Raw genomic sequence first — 26,052 nt, forward strand, 5'->3', positions numbered from 1 at the left:
TGTGATTTCCAAGCTCTACTCATTTTCATTTCAATATATAAGAAAAAGGCAGGGATTTGTCCGGAAAGCCCTACCTACTCACATTGAAACATTATAAGCTTGTTTATAATTCTTTGACAAATTACAAATCCAAGCGAATGATCTCTTCTGAAGCAAATGTAATCGCTTCCAGGCCGTTTTTCGTCACAAGATAAGTGTTTTCGATCCCGACCACTCCACGCTGAGGGAAAGTGAACTTCGGTTCGATCGCAATCACCATTCCTTCTTCCAATGGTTGATCAAATCCTTTCGCCAAAACAGGCAGTTCATCCAGCTCCAGGCCCACTCCATGTCCCAAGAAACGTGCCTGATCAGCGCAATATCCCATGAAATGCTTTTCCAACCCCTCTTCTTTCACCATCTCACAGGCACGTAAGTAGAGATCCTGCCATGCAACGCCTGGTTTTCCCATTTGCTCAACCTCTTTCAGGATCTGACGGGCCACTTGATAGGCCTGTTCCAGATCTTTTTCCAAGTCACCAATAACAACCAGTCTTGTTTGGTCAACGATATACCCTTCCCATACCGAACTGATATCGACAAGAATCGGCTCACCCACTGCAAGAATCTTCCGGCTCGCTCCCTGGGGATGCGCTGTGGACAGACCCAGTCCCCCAGCTGGTCCATCAAAATAGGTAGGCGTTGCCGCTGCCGCCCCTGAGGCAACCATTCCCAACACCAATTCCTGATTATAAGCTCGCATTCGATAAAGCCCATAATTCCCCATCTTGCGAAGTTGGTATTCGATGTTGGCTGCCAGTTCCAATTCACTCACACCTGGACGAATCATTTTCGGCAAAGATTCAATGACCTGGTGGACCATCTTCGCTGCTTCTTTTAACTGCTCGATTTCATAGGAAGATTTCACAGCTCGTTGCTGACGCAAGGAAAAGGAAATATCTACAGGTTCCGCTTCTGGGAAGAAACGAAGATAACGCATGGCCAAACCATAAGGCAATACATCCATTTCGATCCCCAAACGCTTTCCATTCCTGAAACGTGCCTTTAATTTCTCACCCAATTCTTTGAAACGTCCCATTTCTTCAACAGCAACAGATGCTTCAAATTTGGCCCGTTCTACGCTCTTTTTTACATAAAGACAAGGTTCTCCACTACTCGGAACAAATAATACACCATTTTGCATCGTGCCTGTTAAATAATAAAGATCGATATTTTGTGTAATCAATGCTCCGTCAATACCTGCCTGTTGCAAAAAATCCTGAAAACGGCCAAGCCGTGATTCTATTTCTTCTTTGGGTATTTTGGGCAATGGATGCATTCCCCTGTCATTCCTTTCTCCATTTGTTATCAATCTATCAATACTTTCTCTTTCAAAAAGGATAAATCCTTTCATGTGCATAAAAGAAGCCGACTCGTGTTAGCCTAGATAAAAACGCAATGAGGTCTTGATCATGTACAACATTTTGTTTTTCCTTATCTGGATCATTGTATTGGGAAGTACCATTCTCTATCATTTAAACAAAAGAAAATACGCACAACTTCCAACCATTCCTCCACTGAAACCACAGCATCGTCCAATCATCATGATTATTATCGACTCACTCATGGATCAACCACTGCAAAAGGCGATTCGTTCAGGCCAAGCTCCAGCCCTTCAATTTTTGCTGGAAAACGGACATTATTCTCCCAAAATGGTTACCTCTTTTCCAACGATGTCCGTCTGTATTGACTCTACCTTGTTAACAGGCGCCTTTCCCAATCAGCATCAAATCTTTGGTTTATCTTATTTTCACCAAAAAAGAAAGCGCATGGTCAATTTTGGTACAGGTCCGCGCGAATCGTTTGCTTTTGGTCTGAAACGTGTATTCAAGGATAGTTTGGAACATTTAAACCAGCACTTTCTAAGCAAAGAGGTCAAAACCATTCATGAAGAGTTGGACGAACCCACTGCTTCGATCAATGGTTTGATCTATCGGGGAAAAACAAAACACATCTTGAGACCGCCTTTATTGGCGACTCTGTCTGGAATCTTGCCATTCAAGATTCCAACACAAGGCCCAGCTATCTTTTCCTATGGCTCTCTGGCCAAAATCGATCCAGATTCCTACTATGATCAGCTGATTTTACGCTGTGGATTCAATAGCCGATTTGCCCGAATGGAATTGGTATCCCTGATCAAAAACCAGCGGTTACCTGTTTTTACTTTTGCTTATTTGTCCGATAATGACGAAATTGTGCATCGCAAAGGCCCCTCTACCACGAAAGGCATTCGTAAGGTAGACAAAGAACTGGCTAAAATTCTGGATGCTTTTCCTTCCTGGGAAGAAGCGTTGAAACAAGTCACCTGGATTATCATCGGTGACAGTGGACAAACAGCGATGACATCGGATCGCAGTCAAATGTATGTCGATCTTCGTCAACTTCTCCAGCGTTATACCATCATGCCACTGAAAAGATCTCAACCTTTACCCGAAGACCAATTGGTCTTGTGTGTAAATGAGCGCATGGCTTATGTGTATATCATGGATCGACAGATCACCAAACAAGAACTCGTTCATACCCTCAAACAGGAAAAACGACTGGATATCATTGCCTGGAAAGAGGATAGCTGGATCCACGTCGAAAGCGGACAGCAGAATGGGCGTTTATCCTACCGAGCCGGAGGAGACCATGAGGATATTTATCAACAAAGTTGGACCCTTCGAGGTGATCCAGCACTGCTGGACATCCGTGTTTCTGGCCAAAAACGGATTGAGTATGGAGATTATCCAGATGTCCTCGCTCGTTTAAACGGCGTAATGGAAGCAGCTGATGATGTCATTGTATTGACGGTTTTACCCGGTTACGAAATGATTGCCGAAAGCTCTCCCAAACACAAAGGAGCATGCCATGGTTCTCTTCATGCTGCCGATTCCCTGGTACCCATGATTGTTTGTGGCCCTAAGGAAAAACCGGAATGTCTTCGTCAGATTGACTTGAAAGAATGGATCTTGCAACAGATCAAACAGGCGTAGTTATATGTTGAGCAATACCCTGAAAATATGGATACATTTCTCCCGCGCTCCAGGATGGGTTCCTTCCTCCGTGACAACTTCTGTATCATCACAGTCACTCCGTAAGGAACCCATCCCTCCGCTTTTTAGAAAACAGAACACCTTTTTCATCCCTCTTATGTTTTGCTCGTAAACATCTTCACAGATATAGTTATATGCCTGTTTTTTTCTGTCATGGGCCAAGCATATAAATTCATACCTTCTAAATGATTACCCCTTTATATACAGAAATGAGGAGAGACCATGAAACCAATTCAGCCTATTTATCCACGTGATCATCTCAAGAAAAAGTTGAATTCCTTGACTTTTTGGAAAATCTGGCCCTATTTATCTCCTGAAACCCTTGCCTTTCTTGAATTGGAACAGGATGAATTTTATTCTTTTATCCCTCCGGAACAAATTTTTAAGTTTATTCAAGAAGCGATAGAGTATGGAAAAGAAGTGGCGAGTAAATATCCTCCTTATCACGAATTAAAGGAACTGTGCAATCTTTTGCTGCAAGAGGGGGTGCGCGTTCGCTTTCTGGATAAGCACCCCTCCAGCGAATGGATTCGTGCCCAATATCACCAACAGTCATCGACCATTGAAGTGTATCGCTCATCCATTAATCAACTGCAACAATTTTTTCACCAACGGTGTAAAGAATCCATTGGTGTCGAAGAACTGATTGCTTTGCATTTATATCACGAATGGTTTCATTATTTAGAGGAGAAAAAATACGGACGAACGGATCTCCATTTGCCCAAAATAAAAATAAAGCAATGGGGACCTATTTCATTGAAAAGATCGATTTATCGCACACGGGAAATTGCGGCCCATACTTTCACACAAGTTTCGATGGAATTGCCCTGGTCTCCACTCTTATTGGACCATCTGCTACTTTCGCTTCATCAAGGCTTGGGACGCGGGCAAATTCGCGAAAACTTCCAACGAATTCGCAAACGATTTGAAGCGCTGAAGTCCATCGCAAACCATGAACCTCTGAATTCTGATCATGAAGAAAAAACCTAGGAGTATTCCCAGGTTAAGGATATCCTGAAAATATGGATACATTTCTCCCGCGCTTCGGGATGGGTTCCTTACGGAGTGACTATGATGATACAGAAGTTGTCACGGAGGAAGGAACCCATCCCTCCGCTTTTAGAAAACAGATCACCTTTTTCTCAAAATCCCTATCCAGATCCCATAGCTGCTATGGATCATGATTTGGCTGGCGCGTGCCGTGGCTTGGGTGCCGGCTTAGGCTCAGGCTTTGGCCAGTGGCGCAATAATATCGTTTCCATCTCTTCCTTTTGAAAGGAAGGGTAATACATTTGCGAAATCAGAGGAGTTACTTTTTCGATTGTTTGCATCGTGACTGGAGCAAACAATGGTTGTTGCTCAGCCTGCTCACGCAATTGCATCGCTAGCAAAATTCCACTTAAATATTCCAGGGAGGGATTCGGTTCCAAACCGATCCAGGCACTGACAGCCCAATCTGCTCCCCGATAGGTCTCAGGACGTGGAATAAACTGCATCATTTCTACAAGATCCCACCAGTGCTGGTGCCAATCCTGGTCTTCCTGACTGTAAAAATCACGTTCAAAGGTTGCCACCGCCAAGTGATAACGCAGTTTCATCAAATGGGCGAACTGGGCCTGTTTTAACAATGCCTCATCGGTTACTGGTTCCAAATCCTCATCTGAAACCTGAGCCACTTCCTTGAGCCAATGCCGTTGATAGACAAGTTGTTCCAGGCAAATGCCCCATGCATGATGAATGGGTAAATCCCTTATTTTACCCATCAGCGACAATGGTTGCAGTTGTGCATATACATAATTGCGCCCGATATCATAAAGGAGGCGTCCCAATGATTCAGGGGTTGACTCCTTCTGCCCCAACACGACACATTCTTCAGCTCCTGAAATCCTCTGCTCGAAAGGATGGAAATGAACCATTTTTTCTTTTGTACCTGTCAGCCGAAAGTGCTGGATCGTTTTCTGAAGCAAGGGAATGATATGATCTTCCTGCAAAAAGCGATATAAGGAATGATCCACATAAGTGGGAGGGGCTGAGTAACCCAGCAGGTCATCCAAGTGCCAAAAGCGAATACCTTCTGGCCGAAGATCAAACTGTTTCCCCAATTGTTTGTCCAGTTCACTTTTCAAGTTGGAATAGTGCGGATCGGTTACCTGTTTCAATTGTTGCAAATATAATGCGACTTCTTCCTCTTTCAATCCCAGATAAGCTAAACTCCATGCAGAATAGTGGTCAAAACCTTGCCTGGCTACGGTCTGATTTCTTAATGCCTTCAAACGAAGTAAAATCGGAGCAATGGCCTCCCCTGCTTCCTTGCTTTCCTTCCACCATGCCTTTCGCTGATATGTATTGGTTTCACCCATTAATTGCTGCCTGATTGTTTGATTTTTCTCTTGAGCTGCCAGATACATGCGAAGGAGCTGAGCCTCCAAATTCAAGAGCTCTTCCAGTTCTTCTGAATTTATCTGAAAACAGGCCATTCGAATATATAAAGCCCGAAGCTCCTCAGAATCACTCTCAGCCAGCTGGGCAAACCGTTTCGAATCCGCTAACCAGCGATAGAACTGCCTGGTTTTTTCCATCCACTCTTTTTCTTTTTTAATATTTCTGGCTGACAGATAAGCGTCATATGCAGTTGACCATTCGTGATAAAGCGAAACGTATTCGGTTAGATATAAAGTTGTGGCTTCCACATTGCAGCCTCCTCTTGTTCTTTCTGGATGATTAGTTTTCTTCTCTATTTTTAGACAAATTCCTGTTTAAAATTATCGTATACATGTTTGAAATAAGGAACAGGTTATCTTAAGAGGAGTAACTTTCAATGAGGAGGTATGGTCCAGTGGATCTTTCTGTTCCCTATCTATGTCCGGCATGCGGAACCAACCGCAGTCGCTTCAATCTGATCAAGCAAGTGGTACAAGCAGTCAAAAAAGATCCCCATACAGGTGAAATTATGGAATATATAAATGAAAACGATCCTCTTCAATACACCTATCGTGGCGAAAACTATCGGGTACAGTGTGGGGTTTGTGGAATGATTGAAGCCGAGGAGCTATTTATTCGAAATGCACAAAGACAGCAACATGGATGAAAAGGAACCCCTTTGCCAAACACATTCTCCAGTTGTCAAACCAATGTATCATACTGCTTGTTGACATAGTTCCCATTATATACCGGTTTTCCTTTTCCGTTTCACTTTCGCTCAACTGGAAAAGGAAAACCGGATTCATCTAGATGATTTAGCAGATTTGTCCCCCAGTGATTTGGATATCTTCTTCTCTCTCCATACAAGTCTGAATAGCAATCTGCAGTCCTTTCGCAATCGTTTCCAGACTCATGCTCGGTTGATCAGGACGATGTGCAACTTGTTCAGGCAAATAAGGAATATGGATAAATCCACCCCGAACATACGGATATTCGGTTGCGATCAGATGGGCCAAACCATAGAAAAGATGATTACAGACAAACGTACCAGCTGTATGGGAAACACTGGCCGGAATCCCAGCTGATCGAATATTTTCCACCATCGCTTTGATGGGTAGCGTTGACCAATAAGCCACTGGCCCATCCGGAACGATGGGGACATCAATGGGTTGATTTCCTTCATTATCAGGTATGCGGGCATCATCAATATTAATCGCAACCCGCTCTACTGAAATGCCCGTTCTGCCTCCTGCCTGTCCCACACAAACAACAATATCTGGTTTGATCTCTTCCATTTTTTCTGCCAGTACTTCGATGGATCGACGAAATACGGTCGGAATTTGCTCGACATAGACATTGGCATCTTCAATCGAGATGTACTGAAACTGTTTGACAACTTCCCAGGATGGATTGATCTTTTCTCCTCCAAATGGGTCAAATCCGGTCAATAATACTTTTTTCATTACAAATCCTTCCTTTTTCGCTTGATCCATTTAAAAAACCAGGAAGTACATTAAAAACACGTTTACGATTAACAACAAAATGGCAGTGGGAGCCTGTGCTTTGATCACGGCATGTTGATCCTGCAAATCAAGCAGGGCCGCAGGAACGATATTGAAGTTGGCTGCCATGGGAGTCAATAATGTACCACAATAGCCTGAAAACATGCCAATCGCTGCCATGATGGCTGGATCTCCACCATGTTTGATCACAATGAGCGGCAAACCAATGCCTGCAGTCAATACAGGGAACGCAGCAAATGCATTGCCCATAATCATGGTAAAGAGAGCCATTCCCACGGCATAAACAAGGACCACCACAAAGCGATTATCAACGGGAATGACAGAGCTCAACAGTTTCGCAATTACACCACCTACACCTGCTACCGCAAATAATCCACCCAAAGTTGCCAGCATTTGGGGCAACACAGCCGCCCAGCTAATCGCATCAAACAACCGGCGGGATTCCTTGAATGGCTGTGTCCATTTATCTTTTAACATGACCACAGACAAAATCAGGGCAATGACGCAAGCGATACCCAAACTGACCAATGTTGCATTCTTTTCATCCAATAGCACTTGACCATTTATTTTCATATCTTTTATAAATAGCACAAAAATAACGGTGACAAGCGGAATACTGATCGCCGGAATGAATATTTTATTGCCCAACCGTTTGAGGCGACTCTCCCGTTCCTCTATACTGCTTTCCTGATGTTTTCCAGCACGCACACCACCCAAACCTGCGATAAGGGACATTAATATAACCATGATTCCTGCATACATCGGAGGAATGACATCACCCAATAAATATATGAGCGCAAATAATCCCCAAAAGGCTCCTGTCAGCCACCTTTTTGGATTGGATCGATCACGAAAAGAAAGAAACGTCACATATGCCATCAATAGCCCAAACAGGATGTAAATATATTGCACCTTTATCATCGATCATCATTCCTTCCCCGTCACTTCATTTTCTGGAGCCGATTTATTTTCCATCTCGCGCTGGATTTGCCGATCCAATACAAAAAGACGTGTCGCATGAATGATAAATGCGGCAATTGCTGTGGGAATTCCCCATATCGCAATATGTAGTGGTTCTATCTGCATCCCATGCTGTGCAAAAAATCCTACCATTAAGAGAACCGCACCAAAGGCAATGAAAATATCTTCTCCAAAAAACAGTCCCACATTATCTGTCGCTGCTGAATATGATTTAATCTTGTCCCGCAATGATTGTGGCAATTTTCCATATTTATTTTGTGACGCCCCTTCCGCCATGGGAGCTACCAGAGGCCGGACGGTTTGAGCATGCCCAAACATTGAAGTCAAACCGAGCGCCGCTGTCAGTTCACGAATAAACAAATAAATGACAAGGAGACGGCCTGTTGTTGCTGTTTTGATTTTACTGATGAGTTTTTGGGCTTGTTCTTTCAGGCCATGACGTTCCAAAATGCCAATAATCGGGAGTGTCAAAAACACAATCGACAAGGTGCGGTTTTTGACAAACGCTTCTCCGAATGTTGTCAGGATTTTTTCCACAGATAATCCTGCCGCAATGCCAGTGACCACTCCAGCTACAGTTACAACGAGGAGAGGATTAAATCGCAAAGCAAATCCGATAATGACGATCAGAATTCCAATTAAAGTAAACATCTTATCCCCCAATTCATCTGTGATTTTTATCTCATCGATTGGACAGAAATTCCTTCTTCCTTTAAACGCTGGTAAATTTGTTGAGCCATTTCGAGCGCTTTTGGGCCATCACCATGAATGCAAATCGTATCCGCCTGAAGTGGAATATCCTTTCCTGTTACAGCACGAACTTTTCCTTCTTTCACCATGCGAATCACTTGTTGTGCCGCCTGTTCTGCATCGTGGATCAACGCCTTGGAAGAACGACGGGGCGTTAATGTACCATCCTCCTGATAAGTGCGATCTGCAAAGACCTCACTTGCCGTTTGAAGTCCCACTTTTTTCCCGGCTTTAATCAATTCACTGCCGGATAAGCCAAACAGGATTAAAGTAGAATCCACATCGTAAACGGCCTGTGCAATCGCTTCAGCCAAACCAGCATCAGATGCCGCCATGTTATATAAAGCACCATGCGGCTTGACATGTTGCATTTGGCCTCCTTCGGCTTTGACGAAGGCCATTAACGCTCCCACTTGGTAGACCACCAGGTCATATGCTTCCTGAGGGGTAATGGCCATATGACGGCGTCCAAATCCGACCAAATCTGGCAATCCCGGATGGGCTCCTATCGCTGTGTTTTTTTCCATCGCTAAACGCACGGTCCTGCGCATCGTCGTGGGGTCTCCGGCATGAAAACCACAAGCAATATTGGCAGAGGTAACAATCTCCAATATCGCTTCATCGTTTCCCATCCGATAAGCACCAAAGCTTTCCCCCAAATCACTATTCAAGTCAACCGCATACATCTATATCCCTCCCTGGCTCCAATACAGTTGGATTCGAGCTTGCAATAAACGGATATTGGATTCTTGCTCCAAATAAAGCCTTTCTGCTTCAGATATAGTCACTTGAGAAAAGGTGATTTTTTCACCTGGCTTGACTTGAGCGAGAACGGGTAAATCAACGGTAATAACCTGTGCCAATTTCGGATACCCCCCTGTCGTTTGACGATCTGCCATCAAGACAATGGGCTTGCCATCCGCTGGAACCTGAACGGTTCCAAACGTAACCGCTTCCGAAATCATTTCGACTGACTGTTTTAGCGATAAGACAGGTCCTTCCAAACGATAGCCCATGCGATCAGACTGAGGGGTCACCTGGAAAAATGAACGCTCAAATATCTCATGGGCTTCTGGCGTAAATAAATCATATTCTTTGCCAGGAAGAAAACGAATGACCGGATCTTTTTGATAACGTGGAAGAATGTCAGGGCTTACAAAAAAATCGGCCAAAACAAAAGGCTGATCTTTTTTGATCGAAAAACGTTTCACCCGATTACAAATCGGTTGTGACTTCAGTGGCAAGACATCATCCCGTTTCAGCGCTCGCCCATGAAATCCGCCAAACTGTCCACGTAAATAAGTACTGTAACTTCCCAATACAGGAGTAACGTCAATGCCGCCAGCTACTGCCAGGTAAGCCCGACAGCCAGACACACAAGGTCCAAAGCGTAGAATACTTCCTTTTTTCACATAAATGGGACGCCAATTGGGAATGGGTTGATGATTGATACTGGGAGATAAATCTCCACCACAGATCGCAATCACAACGTCTTCCTGAAAGGCTAGTGTTGGCCCCATCAAGGTGATTTCCAAAGCCGCTTCAGTTTCCCTGTTTCCTACCAACAGATTGGCGATTCGATAGGCGAATGAATCCATCGCTCCCCCAACTACCACACCAAACTTTTGAAATCCAAACCGTCCGCCATCTTGAATGGTCGTCAAGAGTCCAGGTTGAATAACATGAATTCCCATTATACTCCTTCTCTCCAAGAATAAAATTCTTCTTCACCCATCGCTCGGAAACGTACCCGATCTCCTGCCTGCAGTAAGCTGGGAGGGTTTCGATCGACATGGAATAACAAAAGCGGAGTGCGACCGATAATTTGCCACCCTCCCGGAGTTGAAATCGGATACACACCGGTTTGTGAACCAGCAATCCCCACTGAACCTGCCGGAATGGAAAGACGTGGTGAGGAACGACGTGGAGTGGCAATTTTAGGAGACATCCCGCCCAGGTAAGGAAAACCAGGTGCAAATCCAATCATGTAAACCAAATAGTCTGTTTCTGTATGAATGCGAATCACTTCTTCGGGTGTCAAACCATGGAATTTGGCCACTTCTTCCAAATCAGGCCCAAACTCTCCACCATAACAAACCGGAATTTCTACCAGGCGTGATGTGGATGAGGCCGAATCGTCGAGATGCTGTATGGCTTGTTCCAGGTATGAACAGACCTGTTGATAAGGAGATTCCTTTTTCTCTTCCCATACTTTCAGCGGGTCATAATAGACCGTTAGAGTCGTAAAAGCAAGGGTCATTTCCTTCATGCCGGGAAAAGGATGTTTTTCCAGTTCATCATGCAATTTTTTCACACGCAGATGAACTTCTTCATTGATCTGCTGTCCTAACTCAATGGTTACAGCACGATCTCCCAAAGGAAAAAGCTTATGGGAAAAAGGACTGTTTTTTTGAACCAGCATTTTTTCTTCTCCCTCCTTTCGCCTATTTTATCCTTTATTATACAGAATGTTATATATTAGGAAAGGAGTTAGAAATAAAATTATACAAATTACAGGGTAAAGAACCGGAATTCCCTAAAAAATTAACTTTATATAGAATTATTTTGAGACTGTTGACAAACCCGGTTTTCCTTTTCCAGTTGAACGACTTCTTGCTCGTATTAAAGCAACGGGAGTGAAACGGAAAAGGAAAACCGGCATATAACGGATACTTTATCAACAAGCTGTATTTTCTTTTCATTTTTAAAATAGGGCAATAAATGGAAAAAGAACCAGCTTGCCTAAATAAATAATCAAATGAGGAAAAATGGCTACACAAAAGACTGGCATGGAAAAATCCAACAATCACAGTCATTGATCGTCAAATCCTGAATGGGAATGGGAAGAATATGATTGTACCGGAAAGCATGATAAACACTCATCGGATCAAAAACAGGAACCACTTCTTGGGCCAACTTCCTGCCATACTCTATTATTCTATCCTTTTCACTTTTTTTAGTATAATAATATGAAGTGAGAGCATTTAAGTAGAAGAGGAGAGCCAAATATGAAAGCTTTTAAAGAATCCATGCTGAAATTGATCACTGAAACATCGACCAATCTGCCACCAGATGTACGGCAAGCGATTCGTGAAGCCAAAGAAAAAGAAGATGCCGGTACACGAGCAAGCCTGGCACTATCGACCATAACCGATAACATTCGCATGGCTGAAGAAAATGTTTCCCCGATTTGCCAAGATACAGGCATGCCTACTTTTATCATCTATACCCCTGTTGGCGCCAACCAAATCGAAATGACCAAACAAATTCGCGAAGCCATCAGAGAGGCAACCAAACAGGGAAAACTGCGTCCCAACTCAGTTGATTCCCTGACTGGAGAAAATAGTGGGGATAACCTGGGCCCTGGTCTCCCTGTCATTCATTATCACCAATGGGAAAAGGATTACATCGAAGTACGCCTCATCCTAAAAGGGGGCGGCTGCGAAAACAAAAACATTCAATATAGCCTCCCCTGTGAGTTGGAAGGATTAGGCCGGGCAGGTCGAGATCTTGATGGAATCCGTAAATGCATCCTGCATGCGGTATACCAGGCACAAGGTCAAGGCTGCAGTGCTGGATTTATCGGTGTCGGTATTGGTGGGGATCGTACCACTGGATACGAATTGGCTAAAATGCAGTTATTCCGCCCAGTATGGGATACCAATCCCAATCCGCAACTGGCCAAATTGGAAGAATACATCATGGAAGCAGCCAATCAGCTAAGCATTGGAACCATGGGCTTTGGTGGAAATGTCACCTTGCTTGGCTGCAAAATCGGTGCCATCAACCGGATTCCCGCCAGCTTCTTTGTCTCTGTAGCTTATAACTGCTGGGCGTTCCGCCGGCAAGGTGTCCATATTGATGCAAACAGTGGGGAAATTATCGATTGGCTATATAAAGAGGTTCCAGAAAAGGAAGAGAACAAAAAAGCGAAATCGCCTGCTGCCGTTGAAGTGAAAAAAGAAGGAGCCCGTGAAATTGTACTCAATACCCCGATTACAGAAGAGCAAATCCGTCAGCTAAAAGTGGGCGACGTTGTGATCTTGAACGGGCTCATCTATACCGGTCGGGATGCTTTGCACAAATATCTGATCGATCATGATGCACCTGTTGATTTGACCAATGGTGTCATTTATCACTGTGGTCCTGTCATGCTCAAGGATCAAGATGGCAACTGGCATGTAAAAGCAGCGGGTCCTACGACCAGTATTCGGGAAGAACCTTACCAGGCTGATATTATCAAGAAGTTTGGCATTCGGGCAGTGATCGGTAAAGGTGGAATGGGAGCCAAAACACTCCAGGCATTAAAAGAACATGGAGCGGTTTATCTCAATGCCATCGGAGGAGCAGCCCAATACTATGCTGATTGTATTACCAAAGTAGAAGGCGTCGACTTCCTCGAGTTCGGTATACCGGAAGCCATGTGGCACCTTCGGGTGAAAGGGTTTGCCGCCATTGTTACCATGGATGCTCACGGCAACAGTTTGCATGCTGATGTGGATAAAACTTCACTGGAGAAATTGGCCCAGTTCAAGGAACCCGTATTCAAGTAATGGAAAAAACGGATTCCCAGCCAAAAGCGCTTGTCTGGCATAAAGCCGGAAGTGCTTTTGGCTTTTTTATAAATGCAAAACGATCCGTCCAGTAATTAGTACCAGGTTCCATCTTTCTACCTATTCACAGAAATTAGTAGAAAAGATACAATGAAAAAGGGGTATATACTGTGATAGGATTTGGTTGTTGCTCTTTTCCATGCGGGTGATGGTGAATACTTCCAGAATACAATGAACGATTCGCCATATGGATCTTCGGGCAACAACCATATAACTTTCACGAACTCAATCCAAGGGGGTTTCATCATGAAACAATGGAAAAAGCTGAGCATGATCGCACTCTCGCTGATCATGGCTCTTGCGTTTCTGCTTCCTGGCTCTGCTTTTGCAGATCAAGCCGAAACTGTTGTGACACTGGGTAAAGATCTGACACAACAACAAAGAGATGCGATCCTGAAAGAAATGAACGTAGATCCCAGCAAAGTACAGGTCATTGACGTAACCAATCAGGAAGAACATCAATATCTCGGCAAATACTTAGATAAACAGACGATTGGGACAAAGGCCATTTCTTCCGCCAAAATCTCTCTTAACAAAAAAGAGGAAGGGATTTTGGTTGAAACCAAAAACATCACCACTGTAACTGAAAGTATGTATGCCAATGCTGCGATTACAGCTGGCATCAAGGATGCGGATATCTACGTCACAGCACCTTTCCCTGTATCGGGAACAGCAGGGCTCACTGGGATCATCAAAGCCTTCGAGCAAGCAACCGGACAAAAGATTGATGAAAATAAAAAGCAGGTAGCCAGTGAAGAAATCGTACGTACGGCGGATCTGGCCAAGGAAATCGGTGACGGTAATAAAGCCGCCCAATTTATCAAGCGCCTGAAAGAGGAAATCGCCAAACAACAGCCACAGACAGCAGAAGAATTCAAGAACATCATTATTAACATCTCTAACGAGTTCAACATTAACCTGAACAATGAAACGATCAACCAGTTAGTCGTTTATGCCCAAAACTTTGCGAACTTAAATATCGACTTTGATCAGCTTTCCGACCAATTATCCAAGCTGCGTGGAGAGATCAGTAATGTCCTTCAATCCAAGGAAGCTCAAGGCATTATTGACTCCATCATTCAGTGGTTCGAAGATCTTTTCAACTCCATCGGGGATTTCTTCTCCAGTAAATAAGTACACAAAACTCTTAAAGAAGAGGTTACTAGGGATCACCTGTTGACCCAGTCTCCTTTTTGGTTCCGGGGCTCTTTTTCCGTTTCTCAACTGAAAAAGGAGCCCCTTTGTTTGTGGTGCTCATTCGATAAAACCACCTTGGAATGGGATCACATTTCCCCGATGGTTAATTTCATGAGGTAAAGCGCTGCTCCCCAAATGATGAGAGCAGAAACCTTGTTGATCAGACGGGAAACTTTCCCCGATTGGTTGATCTTCCCCACGATCCTCCCTGCAAAGGCCAGTCCAAAGAACCATAACCATGATACGAGAATGGTAGCGCAAGTAAACACCGTCTTTTCCATTCCTTGATAATGAAGCGCACTTGTACCAATGACACCGATGGTATCCATGATCGCATGAGGATTCAAGAGGGATACCGAAGCAGCAAACACCATTTGCTTTTTAGGTGAAAAAATCTCCCCTTTCTCATGGTTCCCGTTTACAGGATCGGCTGTCCATGTACTCCAACCCATATAAAGTAAAAAAATAATGCCTATCACCAATAAACCGGTTTTTAGCCAAATGGAAGTGAAAACCATGGCAGATACGCCAAAAACGGCGAACAAAATCAGAATCGTATCACAAAGAGATGCCGTAATAACCGCTGGAAGAACATAGCGAAATTGTTTTTGCAATACCCCTTGATTAAAAATAAATACATTTTGAACTCCTAAAGGTAAAATCAATCCAAAAGCTAATAAAAATCCATGGATAAAAGAATGCATTGGGTTCCTCCCTTTTTTTATCTATCATCTTAATCGGGAAACCCATAAAAGTCTCCAACCAAATGGTTGGAAAACCAACCAACCAAAATTAACATGCTTTTCTGATCAAAATAGCCAGGCGACGTAATCCTGTGATCAATTCCGTTAAGGAGGCGTAACCATACGATATACGCAAAGTGTTACTCTCAAAAGGATCGTAAAGATAACCAGGATTGAGAAGAATGTTCTGCCGCAATGCCTCCTCAAACAATTTCTTCATTGAGATATCGGAAAATAAACGCAACCAAATATAAAATCCTCCCTTCGGTTGATTCCAGATTCCCAAATCAGAAAATTCCTTCTCCAATATTTCCAATGCGATCTCCCTTCTCTTCCTTAATTCGGACCGTACTTCTTCGGTATAGGGTATATGTTCACCGCTTTCCAGCCACTTCGCCACCACCCACTGAGACAGTGAACTTGAGCCATAGTCTACCTGCATCTTGATATCTGCCAAACGTTCAATCACAGCTTCAGGCCCGACGACCCAACCAATACGCAATCCAGGGCTTAATATTTTGGACATGCTACCCAAATAAAGAACCAATCCATTCTTATCATTCGCTTTGATGGGTGGGGGTGCCGACTCATCTAACCACAGCTCACGATAAACGTCATCTTCAACCAGCGGAAGTTGAATCTTTTCACACACTTCGAGTAAATCTCGCCGCCGTTCAGATGACATCAGGATCCCGGTTGGATTGTGAAAGGAAGGAATGGTATATAAGAGAGTCGCATGGTCGTTTCGCTTTAGCTCAGGTAATCCTTTCACGATCACGCCTTCTTCATCCATTGGCAAGCTTCGCAATTTCATCTGAAGCGATTGAAATAGATGAAGAGAATGGAGATAAGAGGGCCTTTCGACTAAAAGAGTGGATCCATGTTTTAACAAGCCCAGGGAAATTAACTGTAAAGCCTGTAAAGCACCGGAAACTATCAATATCGAATGGGGAGAAGCAACAATGCCAAAGGAGCGGAGATATTGGCTAATTTGCTCGCGTAAAAACAGTAACCCTTTTGGTTCTTCGTAACCCCAAGAATCCATCCTTCTCATGAGTTGCTGGAGTATCCGTTCCATCCTTCGCTTTGGAAAGAGTTCAGGTGTCAGTTCACCTGTCCCTAATCGAATGATCTCCCTTTGAAATTCCAGCCGGTTGATCTGTTGGATTGTCCATTGATTGGGGCGATATAAACCGGCTTGTACATAGGAATGCCAATTCGGAGGACGTCTAGAGGAAAGTAAAGACCAGGAATTATTAATGACAAAGGTTCCTTTTCTTCCCTTTCCTTCTAGCAATCCTTCGGCTACCAGCTCATCAATCGCCGTAACAACCGTACTTCGATTCACTCCAAATGCCTTCGCCAATTCACGCTGTGTTGGAATACGACTGCCTACCGTCCACTCTCCATGTTCAATTTTTCGACGAATATACTCTTTGATTTGCATATATACGGGTATGGATGAACGCTTATTGGGTTTCCAATCGGATTGAAACATGGTCGGAATCACCCTTCATCATTTCGATAGATAAAAAGCCTCTCTGTCCGCAGACAGAAAGGCTTTTTAACGGATTAGAACGAAAGCCATTTTTTAAACATATACTTCGTTGCTTCACGGTTCATATTGGCAATCGCAGTAGTCAGCGGAATGCCTTTCGGACAAGCTTGTACACAGTTTTGAGAGTTTCCGCACTCTTGCAGGCCACCATCACTAATCAATGCTTCCAAACGCTCTTCCTTGTTCATTGCACCTGTTGGATGCGTGTTGAACAAATTGACTTGCCCAACGACAAATGGTCCCATAAAGTTCGATTTGTCGTTTACATTTGGACATGCTTCCAGGCAAACCCCACAAGTCATGCACTTGGATAATTCATAACGCCATTGCCGTTCGTTTTCTGGCATGCGTGGCCCAGGCCCCAGGTCGTGTGTTCCATCGATTGGAATCCAAGCTTTTACTTTTTTCAAGGCATCGAACATCCGGCCACGATCCACAGCCAAATCGCGAATCACCGGGAACGTCTTCATCGGTTCCACGCGGATTGGCTGTTCCAATTTATCGATCAAAGCCGTACAAGCCTGGCGTGGACGGCCATTGATGACCATGGAGCAAGCACCGCAAACCTCTTCCAAACAGTTCGATTCCCAAACCACAGGTGCCACTTTTTGGCCTTGTGCATTGACAGGATTGCGCTGAATCTCCATCAATGCCGAGATAATATTCATATTGGGGCGATAAGGGATTTTAAACTCTTCTTGATAGGGTTGACTATCGGGACCGTCCTGGCGAGTAATAATCAGATGAATCGTTTGTTGTTCGCTCATTTTTTCTCACCCGCTTCCTGAATTGCTGTACCCTTCTCCTGCTTATCCTTCTTGACTTCGTCTTTTTTCACATCATAACGACGTGGGCGAGGTTTGATTAAGGAAACATCAACCGGTTCATACTCGAAAGCGGGTCCATCTGGAGTAAATTTCGCTTTCGTTGTTTTCAGCCACTCTTCGTCATTCCGTTCTGGGAATTCTGGTTTGTAGTGTGCACCACGGCTTTCATTCCGGTGATAAGCTCCCAACGTAATCACACGAGCCAGTTGCAACATGTTCCAGAGCTGACGAGTGAATGAAGCAGCCTGGTTACTCCATTTGCTGGTGTCAACCATACTGATCCGTTTATAACGCTCCATCAACTCTTGAATCTTCTCATCGGTTTTAAGCAGACGATCATTATAACGAACCACGGTAACGTTATCCGTCATCCATTCTCCAAGCTCTTTATGCAGGAGATAAGCATTCTCGTCTCCATCCATTTTGAGGATGTTTTCATATTTCTCTTCTTCTTTTTTGCGTTGTGCTTCAAAAATCGTGCTGCTGAGATCATCCGCCGATTTTTCCAGACCACGGACATAACGAATCGCGTTCGGTCCTGCAATCATTCCACCATAAATACAGGACAAGAGCGAGTTTGCACCCAGACGGTTTGCACCATGATATTGATATTCACATTCTCCTGCTGCAAACAATCCAGGAATGTTGGTCATTTGATCATAGTCAACCCAGAGGCCACCCATCGAATAGTGAACAGCCGGGAAAATTTTCATTGGTACTTTACGTGGGTCTTCACCCATGAATTTCTCATAAATCTCGATAATTCCACCTAATTTAATGTCGAGCTCTTTTGGATCTTTATGGGACAAATCAAGATAAACCATGTTTTCCCCATTGATACCGAGCTTCATGTCCACACAGACTTTGAAGATCGCCCGGGTAGCGATATCCCTTGGCACCAGGTTTCCATATGCTGGATACCATTCCTCAAGGAAATACCATGGTTTTCCGTCTTTATATGTCCAAACCCGTCCACCTTCACCCCGAGCAGACTCAGACATCAAACGCAATTTATCGTCTCCAGGAATCGCTGTGGGGTGAACCTGGATAAACTCACCATTGGCATAATAGGCTCCTTGCTGATAGACGGCACTGGCAGCTGTACCAGTATTGATCATGGAGTTGGTGGATTTACCAAAGATAATGCCAGGGCCACCTGTAGCCAGGATCACTGCATCCGCTGGGAATGCTTCAATTTTACCGCTGCGAAGATCCTGGGCCACGATCCCTCGACAGCGTCCTTCATCATCCTGTACGATCGAGAGAAATTCCCAATGCTCAAACTTCGTTACTTTTCCTTCTACCTCATAACGACGAACCTGTTCATCCAACGCATATAGCAATTGCTGACCAGTGGTGGCTCCAGCAAATGCAGTCCGGTGATGTTGCGTTCCACCAAAACGACGGAAATCAATCAATCCTTCTGGTGTCCGGTTAAATGGTACTCCCATCCGATCCAACAAATAAATAATTCCTGGTGCTGCTTCACACATCGCCTTTACTGGTGGTTGGTTTGCCAAAAAGTCTCCCCCGTAGACAGTATCATCAAAATGCTCCCACGGAGAGTCTCCCTCACCTTTGGTGTTAACTGCACCATTAATCCCACCTTGTGCGCAGACAGAGTGTGAGCGCTTCACAGGAACGATTGAAAACAGCTGAATATTTGCACCTGCTTCTGCAGCTTTAATGGTAGCCATCAATCCTGCAAGACCGCCACCAACAATGATTATTTTCTCGTTCATATTGGCAAAAGCTCCCTTCTAATGCTGTGCCAAAGATTTCTATTTTGTCTTCATATACCTTTGAATGCGAGTAACGCACGAATACCTACGTATGAAATCAGAACAAAAGCCCCCATCCAAACATAGGTGGAAACTCTTTGTGCACGCGGTCCAACTGTAATACCCCAGCTCACCAGGAAAGACCACATACCATTACAGAAATGGAAGATAGCTGAAATAATTCCAATGATATAAATGGCTACAAAGAAGTTATTCTGGAAAAGCTGTATGGTTTGATCCGCAAGCTGTGCAGCGGATGCGTCTTGGAACAAGGCAATTTGAATCCGTGTTTGCCATACATGCCAGATAACGAAAATCAATGTAATAACACCGGTAACCCGTTGCAAAACGAACATGTAGTTGCGGAATGTACTGAACTGATTGACATTGTGTTTTGCTTGGAAAGCGATATACAGGCCGTAAACACCATGGTAAAGTAAAGGCAAAAAGATAAAAAAGATTTCCAGGAATGGTAAAAAAGGCAGACTCCAAATCCAATTGACCTGTTCAACAAATGCTTCCTTGCCATACGTCATTTTGTAGTTGCTGATCAAATGCTCGAGCAAAAAAAATCCCACCGGTATAACGCCTAACAAGGAGTGTACCCGACGGTTAAAAAAACTCCGCTGACTACTCATCATGTGCCTCCATTCTATCTATGTTTAAAATGGGAAATTAGCCCTCTTTCCAACAGATAAAGGATGGAAAGAGTTTATAAATATCAATGCCTATTTTACTCCCAATGACTTTCAAGCGTCAAGAAATCGACAACTTTTATTTGAATTTCCTTTTCATACAATGAAATTTTGGTTATATCTTGCATTTTTCACCAATAAAAGCATTTTCATCAGCTTGTTGACAAAATATCTGTTATATGCTGATTTTCCTTTTGCAGATGAAAAAACGAATACCGCAAGGCATGATGACACCTTGCGGTAATAGCCATTAGATCGTTACTGCCTGCTCTTTTTTTACATCCAGCCCAAACGCTGTATGTAATTGTCTGACAGCTTCAAATGCATATTCTTTTTCCACTACACAAGAGATTTTAATTTCGGATGTACTTACCAGTTTAATATGAATTCCTGCTTCACTTAGAGTCTGAAACATTTTGGCAGCGACACCCGGTTGTTTCATCATTCCTACACCAACAGCTGAAACCTTGGCCAAACCTGTTTCACATGAAATGCTTTCATATCCCAGCGTGGATTTGGCTTCCTCCAAAATTTGCAATGCCAATGGACTATCGGCCTCATCGACACTGAAAACCAGATCCAAAGCAGATTCATCTCTTTCACTTTGTACAATCATATCCACATTGATCTGGGCTTTTGCCAATGCCTGAAACAATTGGGGCATGGATTGGTTGTATTTAGGAAGCCCATTTACCTTGATACAGGCAACTTCCAAATCATGAGCGACTCCTCTGACATCCAGTGTTGTTTCCATTCGATTAGCCTCCTTTACCCAAGTACCAGGTTCATCTACAAAACTGGACCGAACAACAAGTGGCATTCTGTGCGCCATTGCACATTCGACGGAACGTGGGTGTAATACACCTGCACCCAAACGTGCCAGCTCGACCATTTCTTCATACGAAATTTCTTCCAATTTTTGCGCTTGTGAGACCACACGAGGATCGGCGGTAAATACTCCCGTTACATCTGTATAAATTTCACAGCAGTCAGCTGACAAGGCAGCTGCCAAAACAACGGCTGAAGTATCCGAGCCACCTCTACCAAGTGTCGTAATCTCTCCTTGTTCAGAAATTCCCTGAAAACCTGCAACGACGACAATTTCACCTTGATCCAGATACTTTTTAATAATGGAAGTATCTACATGCTGAACCAAAGCTTTCCCATGCACAGCATTGGTTTGAATGCCTGCCTGCCAACCCGTCATCGAACGGGCCGCAAGCCCCTGTTCTTGCAGTGCCATCGTCAACAAGGCGATGGAAACCTGCTCTCCTGTAGAAAGAAGCATATCCATTTCCCTAGGCGATGGATGGTCACTGATTTGCTGCGCCAATGAAACCAATTCATCGGTTGTATGTCCCATCGCTGATACCACAACCACACATTGATGCCCGGCTCTTGCCGTTTTCGCTACCTTTTCAGCCACCTTTTTAATTCTCTCGACACTTCCAACCGATGTCCCACCATATTTTTGCACAACCAATCCCATTTATGTTCCCTCCTTGCTGGTCTCGCACGCCGCTACATATAAAAAAAGCAACAGCAGAGAAGCCTGCTGTCGCCGTGTGTACACGACCGTCATGCTCTCCCACTGTAAAGATAGTGCTCCACAAAAGCTAGCGGCTTCTGTGACAGTGCTGCCCCTATTCGAGTACAGCCCCAGCTCTCCCAAGTGATGGGCCTTAGAGAGAACTTCGGCGATCTTTCCCTTTCCCTGCTTTTCATCGACCCCTCATCTCCAAACAAGTACTCTTGAAAGTCGCGCCTCTACTTCACATTGCGAGCAATTATCCATGGATATTGAATTATTTTCAATATAATAACATAATTTATTTGGAAATGGCAAACACCTTTTTTACTTTTTCACCAAGAAATCAGAGATTTTTCTACGAACTGGAACCACCACACCCAGCCCCTCCACAACCAGAACCTCCACAACCGGAACTACTGCAGCCGGAACTGCTGCAACTGGAGCCACCTCCACCAAAGTAGCCCCATCTCTTTTTCTTCCTCTTTTTTCTGGAACCACCTGTACATGCCAAACCGACAATCGCAATCATCACCGTCAAAATCACAAATACAACAATGATGTTCATTCACAAGGTTCCTTTCCATTTCTTTTCTATTATTCTAGCATGCATCAGGCGATTTTTATCTTAAATCTGTATAAATTTTCTCTTAATTATATAGAAAAACTCGCAAAAAATGACTTCCAAGAATATCACCCAATCATCTGATTAAAAGTATTCTGATCCAATTTTTTTACAACTGCTGTCAATAAAGTTGCCGCTTGCTCAAAGTCCTGACGAGACATAATCGTATTGTGGCTATGGGCATACCGGGTCGGAATTGCCAGAAAAATCGTTGGACAACCAATTCCATGAACATGAAATTTCCCGCCATCCGTTCCACCATAAGTAATGGAATCAAACTGTAAGGGAATACCCAGCTCCTTGGCCGTATCTACAATCAGATCACGCAATCCCCTATGCCCAATCATGGTTACATCTTTCATCACCAAAACAGGTCCGTCACCTATGCGACATTTCCCGTCATATCCCCTGAAATTGGGTGTATCGTAGGCATCAATTATATCGACGACCAATGCAATATCCGGATCAACCAGATGAGCGAGAGTAGCAGCTCCACGCAAACCGACTTCTTCCTGGACAGTAGCCCCACTCCATACCACGTTGGGATGCTCTTCTTTCTGCAACCGCCGCAGTGTTTCGATCGCCAACGCACATCCTACCCGATTATCCATGGCCTTTCCGCCCCATATCTCTCCATTTTGCATGGTAAAAAAATCAGAGAGAGGCACTACAGGATCTCCCAAACGAATGCCCATTTCTTTTACTCTCTCTTTACTATTTGCCCCCACATCTATATACATATCCTTGATTTCCATTAACTGATTTGATTTTTTGGATACAGCATAAGTCAACGAATTCCCGCCAATAATCCCCAGATAATCCCCGTGAGTTGATTTCACCTTTACACGTTGATGAAGCAGGTTATGTGTCCACCAAAATCCAATGGGTTGAAACTTTAAAAATCCGTCATCTGTAATATGAGTGACCATAAAACCAATTTCATCCATATGTCCAGCAATCAGGACACGGGGACCATCGGGATGTCCTGTTTTCTTGGCAACAATACTCCCTAAACGATCTTTTACAATTTCTTCGGAATATGGAATCATATATTCTTCCATTTTTTTGGCAACATCTCTTTCAAATCCAGATGTCCCATCTGATTCTATCAAATCTTTCATTAATTTTTCTAAAGAATCCATCAAATCCCTGCTTTCATTTTAAATTAGCATATAACTTATATATTATTCCCTCTATTATTTGTATATAAAACATTCATTTTTCTCTGACTTAACCAATGTAAAGCCAGTGTCCAGCTTTTTTTGCTTCTAGTCGATTTTCAAAACGTCCTCCAAATCCCACCAATGCTCCAAAATCCAACACACTTCTTCAAAAAACCGTTGCGGATTCACACTTCGGTCTTCAATATCGGCTGTAAACCACTTAGGCGACTCTTGACACCATAGTAAACGGAAAGCACGGGCAAGCTGATGTGTAGTCAGTTCCCGGTATTGGCGATATCCTTCTACAAATGCAGTCACTTTTTCCATATTCATGCCACTGCTAGATGAAAATGCCCCAGATAGAAGGACACGGGCAATATCCAAATCTGGATATCCATAGTTCAAGCGATCAAAATCCAGAATGCCAGAAATCAGGTTTCCCTGAAACAGGATATTGTCCATCCATAAATCTTGGTGTGCCCAACCTGTTGGACATTTTTTAAACTCCTGCATATCTATGGACTCAATGATTTCCTTTTGTCTTTTCAAGAGAAAACGCACACGAAGCGATCGTTCCTCTGAACAAGCCCGCTCCCACTCTCCTCTCCATTTTTGCAGTAAATGTAAACGTGTGGGAGCCCAACACAGCTGCCCAGATGGAAAACGGCTTAATATTTGATGCATATATCCCGTTACACGTCCGAGATCATACATTTGCAGCCAATTTGCCTGACCAGGTGAAATGACAGTTCCATCACATACCTCCATGAGACAAAAAGCAAATCCCGAAGGTGTTCTTAAGAGATATTCCTGATCATTTCCATAAAGTTTGGGACAGACAACTCCCTCTTCATATAGCTGCTGTTGCATTTTGAGTGCGATTTGAACCCATCGCAATTTTTCGGGTGGATATCGAACTGGAGAATAACTTTTAATAAACAGTTTCTCTCCCTGATCTGTTACGGCAATCCATTTTTTATTCTGATATCCTTGATCCAATGGTTCCAATTCTTCTATTTGAAACGAAAAGACTGAAAAAATTCGCTCTACTATCTCATTGATCACTACATCGCCTCTCATCTCTCCACCCCTTCCTGAAACTCTCTCACCAACTTGTCCATTACTTAATACCCGACTTGATCCAAACCAAACAATACTGGTAAAAAGTCCAAAAAGAAAGAGCTCTGAACAAAAACAGAGCCCTTCACCCATTTTAGCGATAGGTGATTTGATCAACCGTTTCCCGATTAAGCCGCTTGATTACTTCTGTTAACAAGGTAGCAGCCTGTTCAAAATCACGCCGTGACATGATTGCGTTATGGCTATGTATATACCGAGTGGCAAACCCGATCACAACAGTAGGACATCCGGTTCCACTAATGTGGAATTTTCCTCCATCAGTTCCACCACCCATGAGAACTTCAAGCTGAACCGGAATTTCTTTTTCTTCTGCTACATCCATGACAAGACGGCGCAGTTCGGGATGCCCAATCATCGATGCATCCGCCAATGTGATGACAGGTCCTTCTCCCATATAATTGGGTGATTGATCTTGATCCGAACCTGGTGTATCATTGGCAATTCCTACATCCAATGCAAAAGCAATATCAGGTTGTACCAGGTTCGCTAACGTTTGAGCACCACGCAGGCCAACTTCTTCCTGGACAGTGGCTCCGGCATATACCACATTTGGGTGCTCCTCATTTTGCAGACGATTCAACACTTCGATGGCCAAAGCACAACCAGCCCGATTATCAATGGCTTTTCCTACCCAAAGTTCGTCATTACGCATCGTAAAAAACTCTGAAACCGGAACAATGGGATCGCCCAATCGAATCCCCATTTCTTCAGCATCTTCCCGGCTTTTTGCTCCAACATCAATAAATAAATCTTTCAGTTCCAATACCTTTTTCCGTTCCTCCGCTTTTAACACATGTGGCGGCTTCGAACCAACCAATCCTATGTAATCACCTTTTTTCGTTTTTACCTTTACCCTCTGGGACAAAAGAGTGTGTGTCCACCAGCCACCCAATTGTTGAAAACGCAAATATCCTTTATCCGTAATGTGGGTGACAATAAAGCCAATCTCATCCAAATGGCCCGCCAGCAAGATTCGTGGTCCATCTGGATTTCCCGCTTTCTTTCCAACCACTCCACCTAATTGATCTCTTAGCAACTCATCGGAGAGAGGGGAAAGATACTCCTCCATCACCTTTCTGACTTCATGTTCATAACCGGGAATTCCCTCGGCTTCGGTTAATACTTTCATCATTTGTGTTAATCGATCCATACATTTTCCTCCTCATCTGATTGACTACTCTTAATATGTTTGAATCGATGTCAATTCATCCCAAAGGTGGAGAGTCTATGTTTAAAGTAGCACTATTTTTTTAAAAAATCCATGTTATTTCGGAAACCGTAAAATCGATCGATGGATATTATATATCAAAAAAAGAAACTTAACAGCATCTTAACATGCTTACTCAATTTAAAAGCTAGCCTTCTGCTGCCATTCAAGATATAATAGGTTTTAGGTCACAAGAGGATTCTTGCACAAATAGGATTAGGACGTG

At 43.7% G+C, this 26,052-nt stretch carries 23 protein-coding genes and 1 riboswitch; of the genes, 5 read left to right on the top strand and 18 right to left on the bottom strand.

All coding sequences use genetic code 11. The annotated features are described in order from the left end of the window. Positions 1 to 121 precede the first annotated feature (121 nt). On the bottom strand, positions 122 to 1,318 hold the full coding sequence (locus BMZ78_RS02535; RefSeq protein ID WP_093227762.1) for a M24 family metallopeptidase: 1,197 nt from the start codon (positions 1,316 to 1,318) through the stop codon (positions 122 to 124). Between the two features lie 133 nt (positions 1,319 to 1,451). On the opposite strand from BMZ78_RS02535, the gene BMZ78_RS02540 reads away from it, so the two are divergent. Both BMZ78_RS02540 and BMZ78_RS02550 read left to right on the top strand, forming a co-directional pair. Then, positions 1,452 to 3,014 (top strand): alkaline phosphatase family protein, encoded by a 1,563-nt coding sequence (locus BMZ78_RS02540; protein ID WP_093227763.1) that lies wholly within the window; start codon positions 1,452 to 1,454, stop codon positions 3,012 to 3,014. Between the two features lie 282 nt (positions 3,015 to 3,296). Continuing rightward, entirely contained in the window at positions 3,297 to 4,064 is a 768-nt protein-coding gene (locus BMZ78_RS02550) for a hypothetical protein (protein WP_093227766.1), read from the top strand. A gap of 188 nt (positions 4,065 to 4,252) precedes the next feature. Here BMZ78_RS02550 and BMZ78_RS02555 read toward each other — a convergent pair whose 3' ends face one another. Then, positions 4,253 to 5,764, bottom strand: a complete 1,512-nt coding sequence (locus tag BMZ78_RS02555; RefSeq protein WP_093227768.1) for a hypothetical protein — start codon at positions 5,762 to 5,764, stop codon at positions 4,253 to 4,255. 128 nt (positions 5,765 to 5,892) lie between these two features. On the opposite strand from BMZ78_RS02555, the gene BMZ78_RS02560 reads away from it, so the two are divergent. Next, on the top strand, positions 5,893 to 6,162 hold the full coding sequence (locus BMZ78_RS02560; RefSeq protein WP_093227769.1) for a DNA alkylation repair protein: 270 nt from the start codon (positions 5,893 to 5,895) through the stop codon (positions 6,160 to 6,162). Between the two features lie 148 nt (positions 6,163 to 6,310). On the opposite strand, the gene pcp is transcribed toward BMZ78_RS02560, so the two are convergent. Genes pcp through pxpB form a run of 6 tightly spaced genes read right to left on the bottom strand, consistent with a single transcriptional unit; the run spans position 6,311 to position 11,171 of the window. Then, the gene (gene pcp, locus BMZ78_RS02565) at positions 6,311 to 6,958 is read right to left on the bottom strand and encodes a pyroglutamyl-peptidase I (RefSeq protein WP_093228289.1); all 648 of its coding nucleotides are present in this window, start codon (positions 6,956 to 6,958) and stop codon (positions 6,311 to 6,313) included. Positions 6,959 to 6,988: 30 nt separating this feature from the next. Next, entirely contained in the window at positions 6,989 to 7,939 is a 951-nt protein-coding gene (locus BMZ78_RS02570) for a DUF979 domain-containing protein (RefSeq protein ID WP_093227771.1), read from the bottom strand. A 6-nt stretch (positions 7,940 to 7,945) separates the two neighbouring features. After that, entirely contained in the window at positions 7,946 to 8,650 is a 705-nt protein-coding gene (locus BMZ78_RS02575) for a DUF969 domain-containing protein (RefSeq protein ID WP_093227772.1), read from the bottom strand. Positions 8,651 to 8,676: 26 nt separating this feature from the next. Next, positions 8,677 to 9,435: a LamB/YcsF family protein gene (locus BMZ78_RS02580; protein ID WP_093227773.1), complete on the bottom strand. Its 759-nt coding sequence runs from the start codon at positions 9,433 to 9,435 to the stop codon at positions 8,677 to 8,679. Continuing rightward, positions 9,436 to 10,443, bottom strand: coding sequence for a 5-oxoprolinase subunit C family protein (locus BMZ78_RS02585; RefSeq protein ID WP_093227775.1), 1,008 nt, complete (start codon positions 10,441 to 10,443; stop codon positions 9,436 to 9,438). Further along, on the bottom strand, positions 10,443 to 11,171 hold the full coding sequence (gene pxpB, locus BMZ78_RS02590) for a 5-oxoprolinase subunit PxpB (protein WP_093227776.1): 729 nt from the start codon (positions 11,169 to 11,171) through the stop codon (positions 10,443 to 10,445). The genes BMZ78_RS02585 and pxpB overlap by 1 nt, the downstream gene beginning before the upstream one ends. A gap of 586 nt (positions 11,172 to 11,757) precedes the next feature. On the opposite strand from pxpB, the gene BMZ78_RS02595 reads away from it, so the two are divergent. Continuing rightward, positions 11,758 to 13,302 (top strand): fumarate hydratase, encoded by a 1,545-nt coding sequence (locus tag BMZ78_RS02595; protein ID WP_093227778.1) that lies wholly within the window; start codon positions 11,758 to 11,760, stop codon positions 13,300 to 13,302. 306 nt (positions 13,303 to 13,608) lie between these two features. Beyond that, positions 13,609 to 14,496, top strand: coding sequence for a DUF1002 domain-containing protein (locus tag BMZ78_RS02600; protein WP_093227779.1), 888 nt, complete (start codon positions 13,609 to 13,611; stop codon positions 14,494 to 14,496). Between the two features lie 149 nt (positions 14,497 to 14,645). On the opposite strand, the gene BMZ78_RS02605 is transcribed toward BMZ78_RS02600, so the two are convergent. The 10 genes from BMZ78_RS02605 to BMZ78_RS02650 form a co-directional block, all read right to left on the bottom strand. Further along, the gene (locus BMZ78_RS02605; RefSeq protein ID WP_093227781.1) at positions 14,646 to 15,263 is read right to left on the bottom strand and encodes a LysE/ArgO family amino acid transporter; all 618 of its coding nucleotides are present in this window, start codon (positions 15,261 to 15,263) and stop codon (positions 14,646 to 14,648) included. 88 nt (positions 15,264 to 15,351) lie between these two features. Continuing rightward, positions 15,352 to 16,800: an aminotransferase-like domain-containing protein gene (locus BMZ78_RS02610; RefSeq protein ID WP_093227782.1), complete on the bottom strand. Its 1,449-nt coding sequence runs from the start codon at positions 16,798 to 16,800 to the stop codon at positions 15,352 to 15,354. A gap of 74 nt (positions 16,801 to 16,874) precedes the next feature. Beyond that, positions 16,875 to 17,627 (bottom strand): succinate dehydrogenase iron-sulfur subunit, encoded by a 753-nt coding sequence (sdhB, locus tag BMZ78_RS02615; RefSeq protein ID WP_093227784.1) that lies wholly within the window; start codon positions 17,625 to 17,627, stop codon positions 16,875 to 16,877. Then, positions 17,624 to 19,429, bottom strand: a complete 1,806-nt coding sequence (gene sdhA / locus BMZ78_RS02620) for a succinate dehydrogenase flavoprotein subunit (RefSeq protein ID WP_093227785.1) — start codon at positions 19,427 to 19,429, stop codon at positions 17,624 to 17,626. The genes sdhB and sdhA overlap by 4 nt, the downstream gene beginning before the upstream one ends. A gap of 50 nt (positions 19,430 to 19,479) precedes the next feature. Further along, complete coding sequence (locus BMZ78_RS02625; protein WP_093227787.1) at positions 19,480 to 20,106, bottom strand: succinate dehydrogenase cytochrome b558 subunit; 627 nt, start codon at positions 20,104 to 20,106, stop codon at positions 19,480 to 19,482. Between the two features lie 307 nt (positions 20,107 to 20,413). Continuing rightward, positions 20,414 to 21,652 (bottom strand): aspartate kinase, encoded by a 1,239-nt coding sequence (locus tag BMZ78_RS02630; RefSeq protein WP_093227789.1) that lies wholly within the window; start codon positions 21,650 to 21,652, stop codon positions 20,414 to 20,416. 103 nt (positions 21,653 to 21,755) lie between these two features. Beyond that, positions 21,756 to 21,941, bottom strand: a riboswitch (Lysine riboswitch). A 77-nt stretch (positions 21,942 to 22,018) separates the two neighbouring features. Further along, entirely contained in the window at positions 22,019 to 22,213 is a 195-nt protein-coding gene (locus tag BMZ78_RS02635; protein WP_093227790.1) for a hypothetical protein, read from the bottom strand. A gap of 171 nt (positions 22,214 to 22,384) precedes the next feature. Continuing rightward, entirely contained in the window at positions 22,385 to 23,458 is a 1,074-nt protein-coding gene (locus BMZ78_RS02640; protein WP_093227792.1) for a M42 family metallopeptidase, read from the bottom strand. Positions 23,459 to 23,584: 126 nt separating this feature from the next. Continuing rightward, positions 23,585 to 24,559 carry a phosphotransferase enzyme family protein gene (locus BMZ78_RS02645; protein WP_175482250.1) on the bottom strand — a complete coding sequence of 325 codons (975 nt, stop codon included), beginning with the start codon at positions 24,557 to 24,559 and terminating at the stop codon, positions 23,585 to 23,587. A 133-nt stretch (positions 24,560 to 24,692) separates the two neighbouring features. Then, positions 24,693 to 25,769 (bottom strand): M42 family metallopeptidase, encoded by a 1,077-nt coding sequence (locus tag BMZ78_RS02650; RefSeq protein ID WP_093227795.1) that lies wholly within the window; start codon positions 25,767 to 25,769, stop codon positions 24,693 to 24,695. Positions 25,770 to 26,052 lie beyond the last annotated feature (283 nt).

The organism is Thermoflavimicrobium dichotomicum (genome assembly GCF_900114055.1).
GTDB lineage: Bacteria > Bacillota > Bacilli > Thermoactinomycetales > Thermoactinomycetaceae > Thermoflavimicrobium > Thermoflavimicrobium dichotomicum.